This window comes from Synechococcus sp. UW105, assembly GCF_900473935.1.
GTDB lineage: Bacteria > Cyanobacteriota > Cyanobacteriia > PCC-6307 > Cyanobiaceae > Synechococcus_C.
This window is the reverse complement of record NZ_UCNN01000026.1, coordinates 77,229-93,730: the sequence shown is the minus strand read 5'-3', so window position 1 is coordinate 93,730 and position 16,502 is coordinate 77,229. Positions and strand designations below refer to the sequence as shown.

Here is a 16,502-nt window from a genome sequence, read left to right as displayed (position 1 = left end):
ATCGCCAGTGCAACCTAATCGGCGCCGCGCAAGAGCAGCCCTGGCCGCAACAACAGCTCCAAGCGCGCGGTCCCGACGACAGGCAGCTCTGTGCTCGGCCATCGCAGATGGCAGAAGCCCGCTTTGCGCATGCGCAAGAGTCCTGGTGGGGCTGCAAGAAGGGCAGCGGCAAAAGCGCTGAGATCAGGTTCATGGCCGACCAACAGGCATCGCCCCTGGAGCTGGGGAAGCAGGGCGTGATGATCGCCACCCGGCTTGAGAAAGGATGAGCACTCCGGTTCAGGTGCCAAGCCGGCGCGGTAGGCCAGCCACGCCGTTTCCAAGGCCCGAGCGTATGGACTAGAGATCAAGCGATCGGCACGGAGACCCGCCGTCACCAGGTGTGTCAGCACAGCATCGACGCGTTGTCGACCGCGCTGAGTTAGTGAACGGTCGGGGTGATCGCGGCCCGCAAAGCGTTCCACCGCGATCCCATGACGAAGCAGGAAGAGATCAACCCAGGTTGAGCAGGGCACGCAAGCGCAGGGTGTTGCCACCACCAGCCTGATCAGCGAATAACGCCGTGTCATCCGTGGGGTCCGGCCCCACAGCCACGGCCAACCCCTGCACCTGATCCAACAGGGAGCGACCTGCCACGGTCTGCACCAATGTCCAGGGGCGCCAACGCTGCAGCTGTTCACGACTGAGGGGCGCGGCCAGTGCCAGTTGCTGGGGCAGCGGCAGCTGTTGGTCCTCCAACGCCTTCAATTGCTGTAAGCGCTGCTGGAGTGGCTTGTCATCGCGACGCTGCTGCACCGTGTCAAGACTTTCCCCCCACCATTCCTGACGTCCCTCACGGGCAAGGGCCACCGCCAGCTCAGCCTGCAACGACTCCTGACCATGACTGCGTTTGCGCTGTAAACGGGTCCAGACCGTGAGCTGACCACGTTCAGCATCAAGTGACGAAGCGGCCAGGCCTTCTGCGCTCAGGGCGGCATCGACAGCATCAAATCCCGGACGCCCTGCCTCAGTCCCCACCAACCATCCCTGCGGCTGCTGTTCCCACAGCATCGGGCCGTCATTCCGGGCACTAATGGCATCCAGAGCCGGGGATGCCAAGGCCTGGAGCTGTCCCCGTAGCAATGGGCCCAGCAATTGCGCCTGAGGATCGTCGTTGGCCATCTCCAATAGGGCAGAGGGATTGGTGAGCAGCGCTAGGGCATCGGCGCTGCCCCCTGCAAACTCCAAGAGAGCCTCACGAGCCGCGGCTGCGTCAGTGCTGGAGGCCTCTGCCGCCACCACGGGAGACCGGAAACGCAGCATTCCATCCACCGCCAGATCAGCCCCTTGGACACCTAGGGACGCCACCAACCCATCCAAGTCGGAATGGTTCGCCAGCTCAGCAGGCAGGCCCAGCCATGAACCGAGCGCCTGAGGGGATGCCGTGACCAGGGCCACCCCATCGCCAAGCTCGGTTAAGCGACGCTGAAGATCAGCATCACCGAGCTGATGTTGATCGTCGAGTTGGGAGACATCGAGGGCCTGCTCAAGCACGCCTCGACCCGAGGCAAGCAGCAGGAGATCATTGTCGATCAAAGCCGTGGCAAGGGGCTGAGGATCGCGCCCCAGCAAGGCACCACGGCCACTAATCACGCCCATACCGCGGTAACTACTGACCTGCAGATCTGTGCCGGCCAAACTGCGGGTCTGCCAGAAACGCTGCAAAAACCGCCGCGGACCATCTGGATCCCGACTGGAAAGAGCCAGCACCCAACCCAGGCGTCCATCATCTCCGCCCGAATCGAGCAGGGCGAGACTCACTTCAGGCCCAAGCCAGTCGGACAACTCATCGCTGTACTCCAGCCCGGCCAGAGCAAAAGCCCCATCACGCAGCTGTTGCACAGCCTCACGGGCAGCACGGCGCTGCTTCGAGGGTGCAACGGCCTCTGCATAGGCTGGCAATCGCCCGGGATCCATGAGCCAATGAAGGCTCAGAGCTGCCTGACGCGGCACGAACTGAGCTGCCCGAGGCAGCTCCAACGGACGCTGGGCTTGGCGCAGAGGACTCTGCCAAGCCATCGTCCACCAAATCCCTGCAGCCGAGGTGAGCAGGAGCAGCACCGAGGCGGCGATAGCGAGAAGAAAAGAGCGGGCCTTCATGGGCCGGCGATCAAGCCAATTGACGACATCTTTGTCCATTCCGGGGCAGATGCCAGGGGGATTCAGAATGAATCGATGATCAACCCCGATGCCGCAGGCCGGCCCAAACCCCTCTCAGCGGTGAATCTTCAACACCTGCTTGAGGACGCAAACCCTCCAAGAATTGTCGATGTCAGAGAAGACCAGGAACTGGCTGTCGCAGCGTTTCCAGGTGATGTCTTGCATCTGCCCCTCAGCGCAGCCGATCGCTGGATGGACGATCTCCTGGACCAATTCAATGGTGACCAAGATGTTGTTGTGGTCTGCCATGCCGGGGTGCGCAGCTGGCAATTCGGCTGCTGGCTACTGGCGCAACGCCCTGAACTAACCGTCTGGAATCTGGATGGCGGCATTGATGCCTGGAGCCAGCAGGTGGACCCTGGCGTGCCGCGGTACTAAGCGAACACGCCCCGTACGATCGAGGTGGTGACACCAACGTCTTGGAACCCCTGCCCAGCCGACAACAGGAAGTGCTGCGAGCCACGGTGCACCACTATGTCGACACCATTGAACCGGTGGGCAGCCGCACGCTCGTCAAGCGCTTTGGCCTCAAGGCGAGCTCAGCCACGGTGCGCTACGCGATGGGAGCCCTTGAGCAGCGGGGACTGCTCACCCAGCCCCATACCTCCGCAGGCCGCGTGCCCAGCCCTCGCGGCTACCGCCATTACGTGGACTGCCTGCTACCACCGCCGGGAGCAGCCGCTCAACATTTGGAGCAAGAACTGACCCAACTCAGCCTGCGCTGGGCCGCACTCGACGATCTGCTCCAACAGATGGCCCGGCGCCTCACCGACTTCACAGGCCTGATGAGCCTGATCACCCACCCGACCCGGTTGCAACCGGCTCTCGAAGCACTCCGCTTGGTGCGCAGTGAGGAGCGTCTTCTGGTGATGCTGGTTCAGAACTCAAGCCAGGCAAGCCATCTCAACCTTCGCCTTCCCCACGGAAGTGAGCATCAAATCGAAGCGATCGAGCTGTGGACACGGAGGCAGCTGGAGCACAACGGCAATGGCCAAATCGCTTGGGAATCGCTGCCACTGGAACTGCAGGACTGTGGTCGAGCCCTGCAGGATGCGATCCATAGCCATCAGCAACTGGAGACGCCGCAAGAGTCCAGAAGTGTGTTTCACGGAGTCTCTCGATTGATCGCCGAGCCGGAATTCAGCCAAAGCGCTCGGGTCCGGCCGCTGCTGGAACTGATGGATGAACAACCCACAGCCCTCGCCCCAAGCCACTGTCATCCCTGCGGTGGTGTCTGGATCGGGCAGGAACATCCTCAGACAGCCCTTCACCAGTGTTCTGTGGTGCAGGCTCCCTATCGCAGCGGAGGCGAAGGAATCGGCCAAGTAGCCCTGGTCGGCCCCATGCGCATGGCTTATGCCACTGCTTTGGCAGCCGTGCAGTCAGTGGCCCGGACCCTTGAACGGCTTCTGTCGTAGAGACCAGACGATTGGGGATCAAGCACCCAGCGCAGTTCCTAATCGCTCTGCCACTGCGTTCACATCCTTGTCTCCACGACCGGAACAGTTGAGGACAACTTCAGTACCGTCACTGAGGGTGGGACAGAGCTGTTCCAACCAGGCAAAGGCATGGGCCGTTTCGAGGGCGGGGATGATGCCCTCGAGTTGGCTCACAAGCTGCAGAGCTGTCAAAGCCTGCGCATCGGTAACGGCGCCATACTCAGCCCGACCGATCTCACGCAGATAGCTGTGCTCTGGGCCAACGCCGGGGTAATCGAGGCCTGCGCTGATTGAGTGGGCTTCCTGGACCTGACCGTCACCGTCCTGCAGGAGCAGACTCATGGCCCCGTGCAGGACACCGACACGCCCTTCAGTGATCGTGGCCGCATGACGCCCGGTCTCGACACCATCACCGGCCGCTTCTACCCCGATCAGGCGTACAGCTTTGTCCTGCACAAAGGGATGGAATAGGCCCATCGCGTTTGATCCACCGCCAACGCAGGCCACCAGCACGTCCGGCAGACGCCCGAAGGATTCCTGGCACTGTCGCTTGGCCTCCTCACCGATCACAGCGTGGAAGTCGCGCACGAGCATCGGATAGGGATGCGGACCCGCAACCGAGCCGAGAATGTAGTGGGTGGTTTCCACATTCGTTACCCAGTCGCGAATTGCTTCGCTGGTGGCGTCCTTCAGGGTGGCTGTCCCAGCTGTCACAGGTTGCACAGTGGCACCGAGAAGACGCATGCGGAAGACATTCAGCGCCTGACGACGCATGTCTTCGGCGCCCATATACACAACACAGTCCAGACCGAAGCGGGCACACACCGTGGCTGTAGCCACACCATGCTGGCCGGCCCCTGTTTCGGCGATGATCCGCTTTTTGCCCATGCGCAGGGCAAGAAGAGCCTGGCCAAGGGCATTGTTGATCTTGTGGGCACCGGTGTGATTGAGGTCCTCACGCTTCAGCCAGATGCGCGGACCACCATCGGCGCGGCGGTAATGGTTGGTGAGGCGCTCGGCTTCATAGAGAGGTGTCTCACGCCCCACATAGCTGCGCAGAAGTCGATCCAACTCAGCAGTGAAAGCGGGATCCTTCCAAGCTTTGGCGGCGGCTAGCTCCAGCTCAGCCAAAGCTGGCATCAGGGTTTCCGGCACATACTGGCCGCCATACCGCCCAAATCTGCCCCGATCTGAAGGCCTGGCATTCACGGCCAGATCCGCATCGGTGGGCTGGGAAGGCAGGGTGCTGGTCACAGAACAAACGACCGCACATGCGGACGCTGAAGCGTGGGATCAGCGTAAGCAGGCGATCACACGATGCCGCGGATCACAAGCACTCACCTCGAGGGCATGGAAACCAGCGGCATGGAGGGCAGCTTCCATATCGAGGCCGAAATACTGCTCGATATACGGCTCAGTGCTCTTGAGCAGGGTGGCCACTGGAGCCGGCAGGGCCTGTAAGACCGAGGAGGCGGGATCCTGATCCACCATCACCAGCACGCCACCAGGTCGCAGCAAGCGGGCTGCCTCCTTCAGCACGGCATGGGTTGCCGTCTGGGGAAGTTCATGGCAAACGAACTGCAGGCTGATCAGATCGATACAACCAGCCGCCAACCCGGTGTGTTCAGCCGCCGCATGGCGCCACTCCGCCACGACCCCGTCCACATCACGAACCCTTGCAACGGCGAGCATTTCGGGGGAGAGGTCCAGCCCCACAACCCGTGGCGAAGCCTTCCCAGCCGCAGCAGCACGACCCGCCAGCCAATCAGCCAGGGCCTGGGTGCTGACACCCACCGAACAACCGAGATCAAGCACCTGCTCCAGTCGACCGCTGAGCATGGGTTCCACCGCCTGATGGATCGCATTCCTAAGGCGGGCCTGCGCCTGCCCTGGACTGAGTGTTTCCTCAGGCCAAACCCTCAACGCCATCGCATCAGTGGCCTGCTCAGCCTCTGCCGCGGCCTGCCAGCAGAGATTGCCTTCTTCATAAGCATGAAACCGCACGCGGTAGTAGTCGGGAGGTAACAGACCAGGAGTGGTGCTCTGAGCGAGCAGAGGTGTCGCTGCATCCCTGAGTTCCGAACGCCGTCGTCGCCATGGGATGCCATTGCGTTCAGCGGTACGGATAATCAGCTGCCGAGCTTGAAAAAACAGGGGCCTGCGCAAGACACCGATGCTGATCAGCCGCTCGATCCAGCGACCGAGGCCCTGGCTTGAATCAGCCCAATGAGGAGCGGAGACGGGAACGGTCATTGCAGGAACGGCAGGATGGAGGTGATGACAGGAGGGCAATGCCAAAGGGAGGCTGGCAGGAATTCAGCAGCGGCGACAGTCTGCAGCGCCCAAGTGGTCCGGCAACAGATCCGACACCCAAGGCTGAGCAGATCGTGCGGGTGCAACCGACCCGTGGTGGCCGGGGCGGCAAAACTGTGACAGTGATCCGCGGCCTCGAGCTTGATGCGGCCGGATTCAAAGGTCTTCTCAAGAAACTGAAAAGCCGCATCGGCAGCGGCGGCACCGCAAAGGATGGGGTGGTGGAACTGCAGGGGGATCAAGTGGAACTAACCCTGGAGCTGCTGACCAAAGAGGGATACCGGCCCAAACGGGCAGGAGGTTGAGGCCCAGCACGATGAAGCCGAAAGGCACGTCTGGCATAGCTGAGGGACAATGGCCATCCGAAAACGCCAGATTCCATGTCCGCAACGCCCACCTACGGCAATCTCACGAACCAGGGAGCCTCCACCAACATCGCCTGGCACCACGCCTCGGTGGATCGGGCAGCCAGGGCCGAACAGAGAGGGCACCGCAGCACCATCCTCTGGTTCACCGGCCTCAGCGGTGCCGGCAAGAGCACCCTCGCCAATGCCGTGAACCAGGCTCTCTTTGAGCGCGGGCTCGCCACATACGTGCTCGATGGCGACAATGTGCGCCATGGCCTCTGCAAGGATCTGGGCTTCTCCGACGCGGACCGCGAGGAGAACATCCGCCGCATCGGCGAGGTGGCCAAGCTGTTTCTCGACGCAGGCGTGATTGTGCTCACCGCCTTCGTGTCCCCTTTCCGCGCCGACCGCGACAAGGCCAGGGCATTGGTGGAGAACGGCGATTTCATCGAGATCTTCTGCTCAGCAGACCTCAGCGTTTGCGAACAACGTGACACCAAGGGGCTTTACGCCAAGGCACGCGCAGGTGAGATCAAGGAATTCACAGGCATTTCAAGCCCCTACGAAGCCCCGGAGAGACCGGAGCTGTCTGTCGACACCGGCGCCAGCGATCTGGAGGCCTGCGTCAATCAGGTGGTCCGTACCCTGATCGACCAGGGCATTATTCCGTCCCAGGCCTGACCTCGGACTGCCAGGCATCCACAAACGTTTTGGTGCAACTGGCGACGGGCACAGCCAGCAGCAACCCAAGCAAGGAGCCAAAGCCGAACAGATCTCCTGCCCTTGCCCCCACGGGCAGGACAATCAACAGCCAGGCCGGTTGCAGGCCAAGCAGATTGCCCATCAGGTGAGGCTGAATCACCTGATCGACGATCTGGCCAACAGCGATCGCGGCGGCAAGGATCTCTAAACCAGTGCGGGGATCCTGAATGGCCAACAAGGCACTGACCGCCACGATCATGAGGGCGCTGGCATAAGGGATCAACGTGGTGAAGCCGATCAGCACTGCGAACAGCACCCCATAAGGAATCCCCAAGACGGTGAACACCACGATCTGTCCGAGGCTGAGGATCAGAGCCAGTACCACCTGTCCAGCGAAATAGCCGCGGAATGTTGCCGTGATCGTGGTGACCACAAGCTCCCGCCACGCCTCCGGCAGCCAACGGGCCAGGCCGGCAGTCATCGAATCCCCGCTAAGCAGAAAGAACACAGCCAACACCAGCACAATCACCGTGTTGATCGTTGTGCCAAGCGTCGCTCCGAGGATGGCAAGCAGACGCTGGCTGAACTGACTGGCAACACGACTGAGGCGGGTGAGCAGATCACTGCTGACATCACCGAAATCACTGGGAAGTCCCCGCTGCAGAGACCAGTCCTGCACCCGGTTAATCCAGCCTTCTGCTGCCACAAGCCAGCTGGGCAAGGTATTGATCAGCTGGCCCAGCTGATCAATCAACAAAGGCACAAGGGTGACTGCAGCGAGCACTAATCCAGTGGCGGTGAGCACAGTCACGAACAGGATCGCCAGCCAACGGGGCAGTCCGCTACGCATCAGCCAGCGCGTTGGAATGTCGAGCAGAAAGGCGATCAGTGCCGCCGTCAAAAAGAGTGCAGGGAAAGGCGCCAGGGGCAGCAGGAGCTGCCGGCACACGTACAGATTGAGCGTGACCAGCGGAAGGGCCAAAGACCAGCGCAGCCAAAAGGGCCAGGGCATGGCAACGGGCGAATTGGCTTCATTGTGCGCAGACGCTCAAGTGCGTGGCTGGGCGTCAGCGATCGATCATGTTCTCGAGATAGACACTCGCCCCAAGCTCCAACAAACGGGCATCCTTCGCCACAACCGTGTCATGGAGACTCTGGCGGTAGGTCTGCAACCGAGTCGTGAGGGCAGGATCGGCGACCGCGAGGATCTGCGCCGCCAGCAGGCCTGCATTGAGACCACCGCCAATCGCCACCGTGGCCACAGGGATACCACCAGGCATCTGCACAATCGAATGGAGGGAATCAACGCCCGAAAGAGCCCGACTCTGGACCGGCACACCGATCACAGGAAGAGTTGTCAGCGAGGCCACCATGCCGGGCAAATGGGCGGCCCCACCAGCTCCAGCCACGATCACCCGAAAACCTTGATCCCTGGCCTGCTGAGCAAAAGCAACCATCTCTAGAGGGGTGCGATGGGCCGAAAGCACCCGCACCTCCACCGAAACATCCAAGTCTTCGAGAGCCTTCACCGCCGGATGCAGGCTGGGCAAGTCGGAATCACTGCCCATGATCACCGCAACCCGGGGCTGCTCAGACATCGCTTGTGAGGGGAATGAGGTCACGGTTCTGACAGGGCGAGTGCGAACTGGCGAGACTGTCATCGTCCCGCACGGACACGTTCCGGTCACCTGCCATGCGACGGATCACCAACGTCCGCCTGCCCCGACGTCCTGACGCTACAGATCCTGCAACGCCGGAATTCTGGTCAATCGAGGTGGATCATCGCCAACGCATTCACGCACTGACGCCGATGCAGCCCAGTGCGGCCATGGCCGGCGAAGACTGGCAGGGCGACTGGCTCAGCCCCATGGGCGTGGACCTGCAGATCAACGGCGGCCATGGCCTGGCCTTCCCTGAACTCCAGGAGGCTGATCTCCCCCGCCTCCTGAAGCTGCTGGATCAGCTCTGGCAAGACGGAGTGGAAGCGATCAGCCCCACGCTCGTCACCTGCGCGGTGGAACCTCTACGCCGATCCCTGGCAGTCCTGCAGGCTGCCAGGGCGGAAAAGCAACCCCAACGCTGTCATCTGCTCGGGGCCCATCTCGAGGGGCCGTTCCTTGCAGAAGCACGGCGGGGCGCCCACCCCAGAGAGCATCTCTGTGCCCCAAGCCTTGAAGCACTGGACGCACGCATTGGAGGCTTCGAGGCGGAGATTGCCTTGATGACTCTCGCCCCGGAGCTGGAGGGGGCAGCAGCCGTGATCAGCCGGCTGCGGGATCTCAACATCTGCGTCGCACTAGGACATACCAACGCCTCGGCCGAGCAGGCAATCACTGGCTTTGACCATGGCGTGACGATGCTCACGCATAGCTTCAATGCCATGCCCGGGCTGCATCACAGGGGCCCCGGCCCTATCGCGGAAGCCTGTCGCCAAGGGGACATTGCCATGGGGCTGATCGCCGATGGCGTCCATGTGCATCCCACCATGGCGATACTGCTCCAGCAACTCGCGGGGGATCAACTGGTCTTAGTCAGTGACGCCCTAGCGCCCTATGGCCTTGCAGATGGTCGCCATCGCTGGGACGAACGGGTGCTTCTGGTGGACAACGGAACCTGCCGACTGGAAGACGGCACCCTGGCAGGGGTCACCCTGCCATTGCTGGACGGCGCCATTCGTCTGGCCTCGTGGGGGGACAGGCCTGAAGCGTCGATCTGGGCCGCCACCTTGGCACCTCGAGAAGTGCTGGAAGCGAACGCCGCAGCGAAACTCGAGACCCTTCTGGTGGGCCAAAGCCTCCAAGACCTGCTGCGCTGGCGCTGGGAGAACAGCGACCATCAGCTCAGCTGGCGGCACGCTGCTTAGGATCCCCGCGATCCGCCCCCTCGACCGCCCATGGCTCCCGAGCAGCTGCTGAACAACAAGCAGACCGAAAAGCAGGAGGTGAAGGGCTACTTCGAAACCACTGGCTTCGATCGCTGGAACCGCATCTACAGCGACAGCGACGATGTGAACAAGGTGCAGCGCAACATCCGCATCGGCCACCAGAAAACCGTGGATGAAGTCCTCGACTGGGTCAAAACCAGCAACGAACTCACCAACGTGAGCTTCTGCGATGCCGGCTGCGGTGTGGGCAGCCTCAGCCTGCCCCTGGCCGCGATGGGCGCCGGCTCAATCCAGGCCAGCGACATCTCGGACGCGATGGCAAAGGAAGCCGAGCGCCGCGCCCGTGACGCCGGACTCAACATGGCCAAGCTCAACTTCAGCGCATCCGATCTGGAAAGCATCCGCGGCTCTTTCCACACCGTTTGCTGCCTCGACGTGTTCATCCATTACCCCCAGCCCGCAGCTGAAGAGATGGTGAAACACCTCTGCAGCCTCACCGAAGAGCGCCTGATCGTGAGCTTCGCCCCTTACACCCCTCTGCTGGCACTGCTCAAGGGAATTGGCCAACTGTTCCCCGGCCCCAGCAAAACCACCCGGGCGTACACCCTCAAGGAAGCCGGCATCGTCAAAGCCGCTGAAGCCTGTGGCTTCAAGCTGGTGCGCCGCAGCCTGAACCAGGCCCCCTTCTACTTCTCCCGCCTGATCGAGTTCCGCAAAGCCTGAGGTTGACGCCGCCCTACGGCTGATTAGCTCAACGCAGGCTCAGGGGGCGCAAGCGTCCTTGCCGCAGCACACCGAGCTGAATCGGACGCGGCGCCCCGCTCCGCGGCAACGTCACCTCAACCCAGAGGGGATCCGTGGGCGAGCGACGCGACGGATCGTTGACGTCGGGAGGGATGAACAGGGCCAGGGGCTCGGTCAACTCCACCAGGGCTTGGCCGTCCCGACGAATCAACTCACCGGCATAGCGCTCACCGTCTCCATCGTTCTGAGCCACCAGCCGGTCACCTTGCGCCTGCAGAATGACAGACTGGGTCGTGGATTCAGACGTCTCGGCGCCCGACAGCGGCACGAGCAAACGCAGGCTGACGTAACGCCCACGAATGGGGAGGTTGGGATCCACCGGTTGCGTCAGCGCCCAGAGCCGTGGTGAGGTGAGGCGCTCCATCCAGAAGCTCAAGCCAACGAGCAGCAACAGTCCGGCTTGGAACAGCGCCAGAAACACACCAGCACGCCGCATTGTCATTGCAGGGTCTCCTTCTGAACAGGCAAAAGCGAGCGACGCAAACGGTTCAAGCCCCAGCCCCCAGACAGAAAGAGCAAACCCAATCCGAGCAGGCTCAACGAGCGCTCCAAGCGCCCCATCACTTCAGCGATGTAAAAGCCCATCAAGGTGATGGCAAACAGGGCGGTGCCGAAATTGATTCGTTCAGCACGGGCCTCCGCCGTCCCCCAAGCCATCAGACCGATGGCACCAAGCCCCCACCACAGAAAGCTGAGCACTGTGAGCTCCTGACCTTGCAGCTGCAGGTCCACCAGAATCCAGACCAATGCCACGGCCAACGGCCAGGCCCGATGGCGGCGCAACAGCCAGGCCAGCAGCATGGGCAGCCCCAGCAAGAGCCCCCAGGCCAGCAGCATGGGCCAGGTCGACGGCAACGGGATTGGTGGTTGAGAGGACGCCGCCAGCGCCAACACAATCAACCCTGGTGGCAACAAGAGGCCGCCGACCCAGAGCAACACGCGCTGGGCAGGGCCAGCGACAGGGCGCATCGGCGCCGTGAAATAGGTGAGGGCCAACAACACACCGCTCACGACCCAGGGGAGCCCGGCCCAGGAACTGAACTCCGGGTCGAACCTCTCCAGCTCCAGGGCCAGCAGCGCCCCCAGCCAGCCGGGCAGCAGCAAACTCAGCAGCACCAACTGCGGCCCCTGACGCAGCAGCCACCAGCCGGCCGCCGCCGCCAATGACCAGAGCAGAAGTCCCCAACGGAGCGACCAATTGACCTCGAGGTTGAAAATCTGGGCACAAAGGAACACCCCAGCCCCCAGGCTGATCGTTCCAACGGCATGCAGCCCCTTCGACAGCACAGGCAGACGCTGCGCAAACCAGTGGCCACCGAGATGCATCGCCACAGTGCACAACCAAAGCAATCCAAACCGGCTGAGCGGTGAGAGCTGATCCCAATGGGCAGCGACAAACAACAGCACACCAGCCGCAAAAAGCAGCGAGCCCACCAGCACCAACAGCCGCACTGGCCAGGTCATCGCAGGCTGAGCCCTTGCCGGTTGTCCTTCCAGACGCTCCTGTTCCCAGGCCACGATCGATGCCGCCGCAGCGTCATCAATCAGACCTGCGTCTCGCCAACGTTGAAGGTGAAGGTCCCAGGCCGGGACGGAATCAGACAAAGGCTCCACGGGATCAACGCTTCAAGGTCACCTGGGGGAAGAGACGAACCGCCAGCAGCGGTGGATCGCCAACCTTCAGTTGCGCTGAACCAAGCAAACCTGCGAATTGCCCACCTTGTCCCTGCACAGACAATGCATGTGACCCAGGGAAGAGCGTTTGCATGCCAAACGTTTGTGACCCGCTGCGGGCCAGCAAAGACCGCTCCCCATCCGTGATCTGGATGGTGCCCATGGCCATCAGACGCAAATTGCCATCCGGCAGCATCACCGTTCCCTGCAGATCCGTCAGGAACTGCGAGTGACCCTTACCAACCTCGCGACGCTCAACGATCTGCTCAGCGCCGTAGAAACTGCCTGTGGGATTGGTGCAGGACGGCGTGCCTCCCTCCAGCAACGGAGACACCCTGACCACATAAGTGATCCGGTCTCCCACGCTCACGACAGCGTCGTTGTTGTGATCAAAAAACTGGCCGCTTTTGATGCTGCAGAACGCCAGTTGCAACGCCTTCGACGCTTCCGGTTGCCGATCACGCTTGGTGTTTGGCATCAGTCCGCATCCAGCGATGAACAGCAGGACAGCAGCAGCGGAACCAGCAACGGGAACTCGCACAGAAAAGATCAGCCGTTACCGCCCATGCTGGCAACGGTGTCGTGAAGGCTGGGTTAAGTCCGCTGTGAGGAATGGAGCAGGCAACGGCGCCTCAAAGACCAAGACATCTAAAACGTTGCTCGGCAGCTTCTCCAGGCGCCAGGCATGCAGCTGATAGCCCCCATCGCCTGGAGTCGCAGAGGGGGCCAGGTGACGGCCCTGGAGGTACAGCGGATCGCCCAGCAGGGGGCTGCCCAGCTGGGCCAGATGAATGCGGATCTGATGGGGGCGACCGGTGGTGATCGCCACCTGAAGCCGATCGCCCTGCTCGCCTCGCTCCAACAAGGTCAGCTCGGAATGGGCGGTGAGTCGCCGTCGCACGCTGGTCGCGTCGCCCCGAGCGTCATCAGGCGGCTCTGGCCCCCAGACCCAACCCAGCAGCGGGTGGGGGCGTTCCACCACATCAGTGCAGACCTGTAAAGGCAGCTCAAGATCCAGCCCCTCCACCCGCTGGCTCCAGGCTTGATACAGCTTGCGGCACCCTCCCTGCGGCCGGAAGTGGGCGGAAAGAGCAGCGCGAGTCTCCGGCCGGCGCGCGCACACCTGAAGCCCCGAGGTAAATCGACCGAGCCGGTGCACGGGCTTGGGAACCAGAGACTCCCCTCGCTCCCGACTGCGCTGCTCCAGCAGGGCCGTAAGGGTGTGGAGCAGGAATCCTCCACCGGGCATCACCGGCAGACCCGACGGCTTATTGATCACCAGCAGATCACCGTCATCATGGATCGTCTCCCACTGATCAGGCACCGCCTCTTCCCGCCAAGGCGGACGCTTCCAGCGAATCTGGTCACCGATGGCCACCGCAGCATCGATAAGCAACGGCTCGCCATTGCAAGAGAGCTGCCCGGCCTGCAATCTCTGAGCCCAGAGCGAGGCCGACGAATGGCGATGGCGGGATGCCATCACCTCACTGACGCGATGGCCTAGCTCATCAGCTACAACCTGGTCGCAATAGGTCCATCCTTGATTGAACGCAGCCGGTCGCCATCCCGACGGCACCGCCATCAATCCACCAAACGGTGCTGGAGGGCAAAGCGCACCAATTCAGTACGACTGGACGTGCCGGTCTTAATGAACAGGCGGCTCACGTACTTCTCAACATTGCGAATCGAAGTTTCCAGTTGGCGCGCGATTTCTTTATTCATGAGACCCTCGGCGACCAGCTGAAGCACGCTTGCTTCTCGGGGGGTGAAACTGAGCTGTGGCGTATCAGCAGCGGCGGCTTCAGCTGAACCCGAGAGCATCGAACGGATCTCGTTGATCTGCCGAGCCATCTGTCCGACGTCGGCATCGGCAAAGCGAGCCGCCTCTGTCAGCAAGCGATCCTGACGGCTCACCACGTTGCGCACGCGGGCCACCAATTCATCCGGGTCGAACGGCTTCGGGATGTAGTCATCCACGCCAGCCACATAACCCTGGGTGCGGTCGGCGGTCATGCCCTTAGCGGTTAGGAAGATCACCGGGGTCCCCCCGAGGCGTTCGTCGCCACGCATCTTCTCGAGCAAACCGTAGCCGTCGCAGCGGGGCATCATCACGTCGCTGATCACGAGATCCGGCATCAGCTGCTGTGCCTTCTCCCAGCCGTCAAGGCCGTCCACTGCCGTGGTCACCTGAAAGCCTTCGTCCTCGAGATAGGCCTGCACCGCCGTGCGTAGCCCGGGTTCATCATCCACCAACAACAGCCTTGGGGCCGGACGAGAGGACGCTTCAATCGACTGGGGATCTGCATCCCCGGGAGGGGTGGAAGTCATGGCCCTGACAGGTTCTGAACGGAATCTAGGAGTGTTATCTCTTAGGGGAGACGCAGTGTCTCGATCGATTCCAGAAGAAGTGTGGAATAGCCAAGCCCCCGTGCTGTATCTGTGAGGGTGGATGGATCAATTCCAGCCTGATCGGGCTGGCAGGCCGCCCACCACACAAGATGATCCTCTCGGTTCGCTGTGGTGACCAATCCACCAGGATTGAGACGACGCACATAGATGGCCTCGGCATCACGGGTGACCCGCAACGGGCCCTCGGTGCTGCAGTTCACCGACTCTGTGGGCACCACGAGATCGTTGGCAAATTCCTGCCAAAGCTTGTAGCGACGAAGATCATTATCAGTCGGGTCCAAGGAAACCGAAAAGATGCCAAGTGTGTAAGTGCCACCGTCGATCGTCCTGGTCTCCAGGATCGTCATCTCCTGCGGACGCATGCGTTTCATCTTTTCGAGCAATTCATCCCGTTCGATCGCACCGGCGGATTGGCCGATCCAGCCACAACCAACCAGAAGGATCAGACTGAGCGTTCGTTGAACGGCGCGCATCGCATCGGGAGCTGAGGTCACACCATGCTGCCAAGCCCTCCTCAACGCAACGCCAGGGACGAGAAACCTGTGGCGCTGGACTTTCAAGCCACGACACCCTGCGCTCCTGAGGTGGTTGAAGCGATGGAGCCCTGGTGGCAGATCCAATGGGGCAACCCCTCGAGCCGTCAGCATCGGCTTGGGCTGATGGCAGCCGCCGCGGTCAGTGATGCCCGAGACCGGCTCGCTGCCTGCCTGAACGTGGATCCAGAGCAGTTGATCTTTACGAGCGGTGCCACGGAGGCCAACAATCTGGCCCTCCTGGGCCATGCCCGGGCGATGGCGGAGCAAGCGGGCCGCCCTGGCCACCTGATCAGCGTCTGCACCGAACACCATGCTGTGCTTGATCCCCTGCAGCAGCTGAAGAGGGAGGGCTTCCGCCTCACACTCCTCACAACGGGAGCAGACGGCTTGGTCACCCCCAGCCAAGTGGAAGACGCCTTGCAGCCCGACACGATGCTGGTGAGTGTGATGGCCGCCAACAATGAGATCGGCGTGATTCAACCCCTGGAGCAGCTGGCAGACGTCTGTCATGCACAGGGGGCACGGCTGCACAGCGACGCCGCCCAGGCCTTCGGCAACATGCCTTTTCACCCCAAGCGCCTTGGCGTGGACCTCGCCAGCATCAGCGGCCACAAGCTCTACGGCCCGAAGGGCATCGGCGCCCTTGTCGTCGGCGAAGGGATCAAACTACAGCCCCTGCAGTTCGGAGGCGGACAGGAGCGTGGTTTGCGGCCGGGAACGTTACCGGTGCCTCTGATCGTGGGCCTGGCCCGCGCAGCAGAGCTCGCCCTTGAGGATCTCGATGCCCGCAGCCTCCGGATGATGGAACTGCGCAACCAGCTTTGGCGCGGCCTGCAGGAGCAGGTCGAAGGCGTGCAGCTCAACGGTGCACTCGAACAACGACTGCCCCACAACCTCAACATCCACGTGGCAGGAATCAACGGAAACCGCCTACAGCAAGCCCTACGAGGCAGGCTGCACTGCAGCAGCGGATCCGCCTGCAGCGCCGGCAGCCCCTCGCATGTGCTGCAAGCTCTTGGCCTCAGCCGAGAGGAGGCGAATGCCTCTCTGCGACTGAGCCTGGGCAGGATGACCCAGAAGGAAGACATCAACCGCGCGATTCAAGCGATCAGTGACGTGTTGAACGGTTTGCGGCAGGGACACTGAAAACAACCGTTCAAATCGCTACGTTCCGGCGAGAGTCCTTTTCCTCAAC

The 16,502-nt window shown here is 62.1% G+C and carries 19 protein-coding genes; 7 read left to right on the top strand and 12 right to left on the bottom strand.

From position 1 onward, the window contains the following. Window positions 1-14: 14 nt before the first annotated feature. Together DXY16_RS10785 and DXY16_RS10780 are read right to left on the bottom strand one after the other, a co-directional pair. Window positions 15-515, bottom strand: a complete 501-nt coding sequence (locus DXY16_RS10785; RefSeq protein ID WP_244281658.1) for a histidine phosphatase family protein — start codon at window positions 513-515, stop codon at window positions 15-17. Further along, window positions 493-2,139, bottom strand: a complete 1,647-nt coding sequence (locus tag DXY16_RS10780; protein WP_115121265.1) for a DUF3352 domain-containing protein — start codon at window positions 2,137-2,139, stop codon at window positions 493-495. Before DXY16_RS10780 ends, DXY16_RS10785 begins: the two co-directional genes overlap by 23 nt. Window positions 2,140-2,214: 75 nt before the next feature. Here DXY16_RS10780 and DXY16_RS10775 point away from each other — a divergent pair, with 75 nt between their 5' ends. Together DXY16_RS10775 and hrcA are read left to right on the top strand one after the other, a co-directional pair. Then, window positions 2,215-2,577 carry a rhodanese-like domain-containing protein gene (locus DXY16_RS10775; RefSeq protein ID WP_115121224.1) on the top strand — a complete coding sequence of 121 codons (363 nt, stop codon included), beginning with the start codon at window positions 2,215-2,217 and terminating at the stop codon, window positions 2,575-2,577. Between the two features lie 41 nt (window positions 2,578-2,618). Continuing rightward, on the top strand, window positions 2,619-3,617 hold the full coding sequence (gene hrcA, locus DXY16_RS10770; protein ID WP_115121223.1) for a heat-inducible transcriptional repressor HrcA: 999 nt from the start codon (window positions 2,619-2,621) through the stop codon (window positions 3,615-3,617). Between the two features lie 18 nt (window positions 3,618-3,635). Here hrcA and trpB read toward each other — a convergent pair whose 3' ends face one another. Continuing rightward, entirely contained in the window at window positions 3,636-4,892 is a 1,257-nt protein-coding gene (gene trpB, locus DXY16_RS10765) for a tryptophan synthase subunit beta (protein WP_115121222.1), read from the bottom strand. A gap of 39 nt (window positions 4,893-4,931) precedes the next feature. Continuing rightward, on the bottom strand, window positions 4,932-5,891 hold the full coding sequence (locus tag DXY16_RS10760) for a class I SAM-dependent methyltransferase (RefSeq protein ID WP_115121221.1): 960 nt from the start codon (window positions 5,889-5,891) through the stop codon (window positions 4,932-4,934). Window positions 5,892-5,929: 38 nt separating this feature from the next. Here DXY16_RS10760 and DXY16_RS10755 point away from each other — a divergent pair, with 38 nt between their 5' ends. Together DXY16_RS10755 and cysC are read left to right on the top strand one after the other, a co-directional pair. Continuing rightward, the gene (locus DXY16_RS10755) at window positions 5,930-6,256 is read left to right on the top strand and encodes a translation initiation factor (protein WP_115121264.1); all 327 of its coding nucleotides are present in this window, start codon (window positions 5,930-5,932) and stop codon (window positions 6,254-6,256) included. Between the two features lie 75 nt (window positions 6,257-6,331). Further along, complete coding sequence (gene cysC, locus DXY16_RS10750) at window positions 6,332-6,979, top strand: adenylyl-sulfate kinase (protein WP_115121220.1); 648 nt, start codon at window positions 6,332-6,334, stop codon at window positions 6,977-6,979. Here the strand turns inward: cysC and DXY16_RS10745 are convergent. Next, window positions 6,960-8,012: an AI-2E family transporter gene (locus tag DXY16_RS10745; protein WP_115121219.1), complete on the bottom strand. Its 1,053-nt coding sequence runs from the start codon at window positions 8,010-8,012 to the stop codon at window positions 6,960-6,962. The two genes, cysC and DXY16_RS10745, sit on opposite strands and share 20 nt — an antisense overlap. 55 nt (window positions 8,013-8,067) lie before the next feature. Next, on the bottom strand, window positions 8,068-8,598 hold the full coding sequence (gene purE, locus DXY16_RS10740) for a 5-(carboxyamino)imidazole ribonucleotide mutase (RefSeq protein WP_244281657.1): 531 nt from the start codon (window positions 8,596-8,598) through the stop codon (window positions 8,068-8,070). 95 nt (window positions 8,599-8,693) lie between these two features. Between purE and DXY16_RS10735 the strand changes: the two genes are divergently transcribed. Both DXY16_RS10735 and bchM read left to right on the top strand, forming a co-directional pair. Next, window positions 8,694-9,863 (top strand): N-acetylglucosamine-6-phosphate deacetylase, encoded by a 1,170-nt coding sequence (locus tag DXY16_RS10735; protein WP_115121218.1) that lies wholly within the window; start codon window positions 8,694-8,696, stop codon window positions 9,861-9,863. A 30-nt stretch (window positions 9,864-9,893) separates the two neighbouring features. After that, on the top strand, window positions 9,894-10,607 hold the full coding sequence (gene bchM / locus DXY16_RS10730; protein ID WP_115121217.1) for a magnesium protoporphyrin IX methyltransferase: 714 nt from the start codon (window positions 9,894-9,896) through the stop codon (window positions 10,605-10,607). 28 nt (window positions 10,608-10,635) lie between these two features. Here bchM and DXY16_RS10725 read toward each other — a convergent pair whose 3' ends face one another. Genes DXY16_RS10725 through DXY16_RS10700 form a run of 6 tightly spaced genes read right to left on the bottom strand, consistent with a single transcriptional unit; the run spans window position 10,636 to window position 15,244 of the window. After that, the gene (locus DXY16_RS10725; RefSeq protein ID WP_137007088.1) at window positions 10,636-11,130 is read right to left on the bottom strand and encodes a hypothetical protein; all 495 of its coding nucleotides are present in this window, start codon (window positions 11,128-11,130) and stop codon (window positions 10,636-10,638) included. Further along, on the bottom strand, window positions 11,127-12,293 hold the full coding sequence (locus DXY16_RS10720) for a DUF2157 domain-containing protein (protein ID WP_170953931.1): 1,167 nt from the start codon (window positions 12,291-12,293) through the stop codon (window positions 11,127-11,129). Before DXY16_RS10720 ends, DXY16_RS10725 begins: the two co-directional genes overlap by 4 nt. Window positions 12,294-12,306: 13 nt before the next feature. Further along, window positions 12,307-12,903, bottom strand: a complete 597-nt coding sequence (locus DXY16_RS10715) for a dockerin (protein WP_115121214.1) — start codon at window positions 12,901-12,903, stop codon at window positions 12,307-12,309. Between the two features lie 15 nt (window positions 12,904-12,918). Next, entirely contained in the window at window positions 12,919-13,944 is a 1,026-nt protein-coding gene (locus tag DXY16_RS10710) for an RNA pseudouridine synthase (protein WP_115121213.1), read from the bottom strand. Further along, the gene (locus DXY16_RS10705; protein WP_170953930.1) at window positions 13,944-14,690 is read right to left on the bottom strand and encodes a response regulator transcription factor; all 747 of its coding nucleotides are present in this window, start codon (window positions 14,688-14,690) and stop codon (window positions 13,944-13,946) included. Before DXY16_RS10705 ends, DXY16_RS10710 begins: the two co-directional genes overlap by 1 nt. Before the next feature lie 41 nt (window positions 14,691-14,731). Then, the gene (locus DXY16_RS10700; RefSeq protein ID WP_244281656.1) at window positions 14,732-15,244 is read right to left on the bottom strand and encodes a hypothetical protein; all 513 of its coding nucleotides are present in this window, start codon (window positions 15,242-15,244) and stop codon (window positions 14,732-14,734) included. A gap of 24 nt (window positions 15,245-15,268) precedes the next feature. Between DXY16_RS10700 and DXY16_RS10695 the strand changes: the two genes are divergently transcribed. Continuing rightward, a complete protein-coding gene (locus DXY16_RS10695) occupies window positions 15,269-16,453 on the top strand; it encodes a cysteine desulfurase family protein (RefSeq protein ID WP_115121211.1) in 1,185 nt (394 codons plus the stop codon). Window positions 16,454-16,502: the final 49 nt, after the last annotated feature.

Excerpts from the sequence above, each read along its gene's own strand:
- DXY16_RS10735 (WP_115121218.1), top strand. The coding sequence starts at position 8,694 with ATGCGACGGATCACCAACGTCCGCCTGCCCCGACGTCCTGACGCTACA.
- DXY16_RS10775 (WP_115121224.1), top strand. The coding sequence starts at position 2,215 with ATGATCAACCCCGATGCCGCAGGCCGGCCCAAACCCCTCTCAGCGGTG.
- DXY16_RS10700 (WP_244281656.1), bottom strand. The coding sequence starts at position 15,244 with ATGCGCGCCGTTCAACGAACGCTCAGTCTGATCCTTCTGGTTGGTTGT.
- DXY16_RS10745 (WP_115121219.1), bottom strand. The coding sequence starts at position 8,012 with ATGCCCTGGCCCTTTTGGCTGCGCTGGTCTTTGGCCCTTCCGCTGGTC.
- cysC (WP_115121220.1), top strand. The coding sequence starts at position 6,332 with ATGTCCGCAACGCCCACCTACGGCAATCTCACGAACCAGGGAGCCTCC.
- DXY16_RS10710 (WP_115121213.1), bottom strand. The coding sequence starts at position 13,944 with ATGGCGGTGCCGTCGGGATGGCGACCGGCTGCGTTCAATCAAGGATGG.
- DXY16_RS10760 (WP_115121221.1), bottom strand. The coding sequence starts at position 5,891 with ATGACCGTTCCCGTCTCCGCTCCTCATTGGGCTGATTCAAGCCAGGGC.
- bchM (WP_115121217.1), top strand. The coding sequence starts at position 9,894 with ATGGCTCCCGAGCAGCTGCTGAACAACAAGCAGACCGAAAAGCAGGAG.
- purE (WP_244281657.1), bottom strand. The coding sequence starts at position 8,598 with ATGTCTGAGCAGCCCCGGGTTGCGGTGATCATGGGCAGTGATTCCGAC.
- DXY16_RS10780 (WP_115121265.1), bottom strand. The coding sequence starts at position 2,139 with ATGAAGGCCCGCTCTTTTCTTCTCGCTATCGCCGCCTCGGTGCTGCTC.
- DXY16_RS10705 (WP_170953930.1), bottom strand. The coding sequence starts at position 14,690 with ATGACTTCCACCCCTCCCGGGGATGCAGATCCCCAGTCGATTGAAGCG.
- DXY16_RS10755 (WP_115121264.1), top strand. The coding sequence starts at position 5,930 with ATGCCAAAGGGAGGCTGGCAGGAATTCAGCAGCGGCGACAGTCTGCAG.
- DXY16_RS10695 (WP_115121211.1), top strand. The coding sequence starts at position 15,269 with ATGCTGCCAAGCCCTCCTCAACGCAACGCCAGGGACGAGAAACCTGTG.
- DXY16_RS10725 (WP_137007088.1), bottom strand. The coding sequence starts at position 11,130 with ATGACAATGCGGCGTGCTGGTGTGTTTCTGGCGCTGTTCCAAGCCGGA.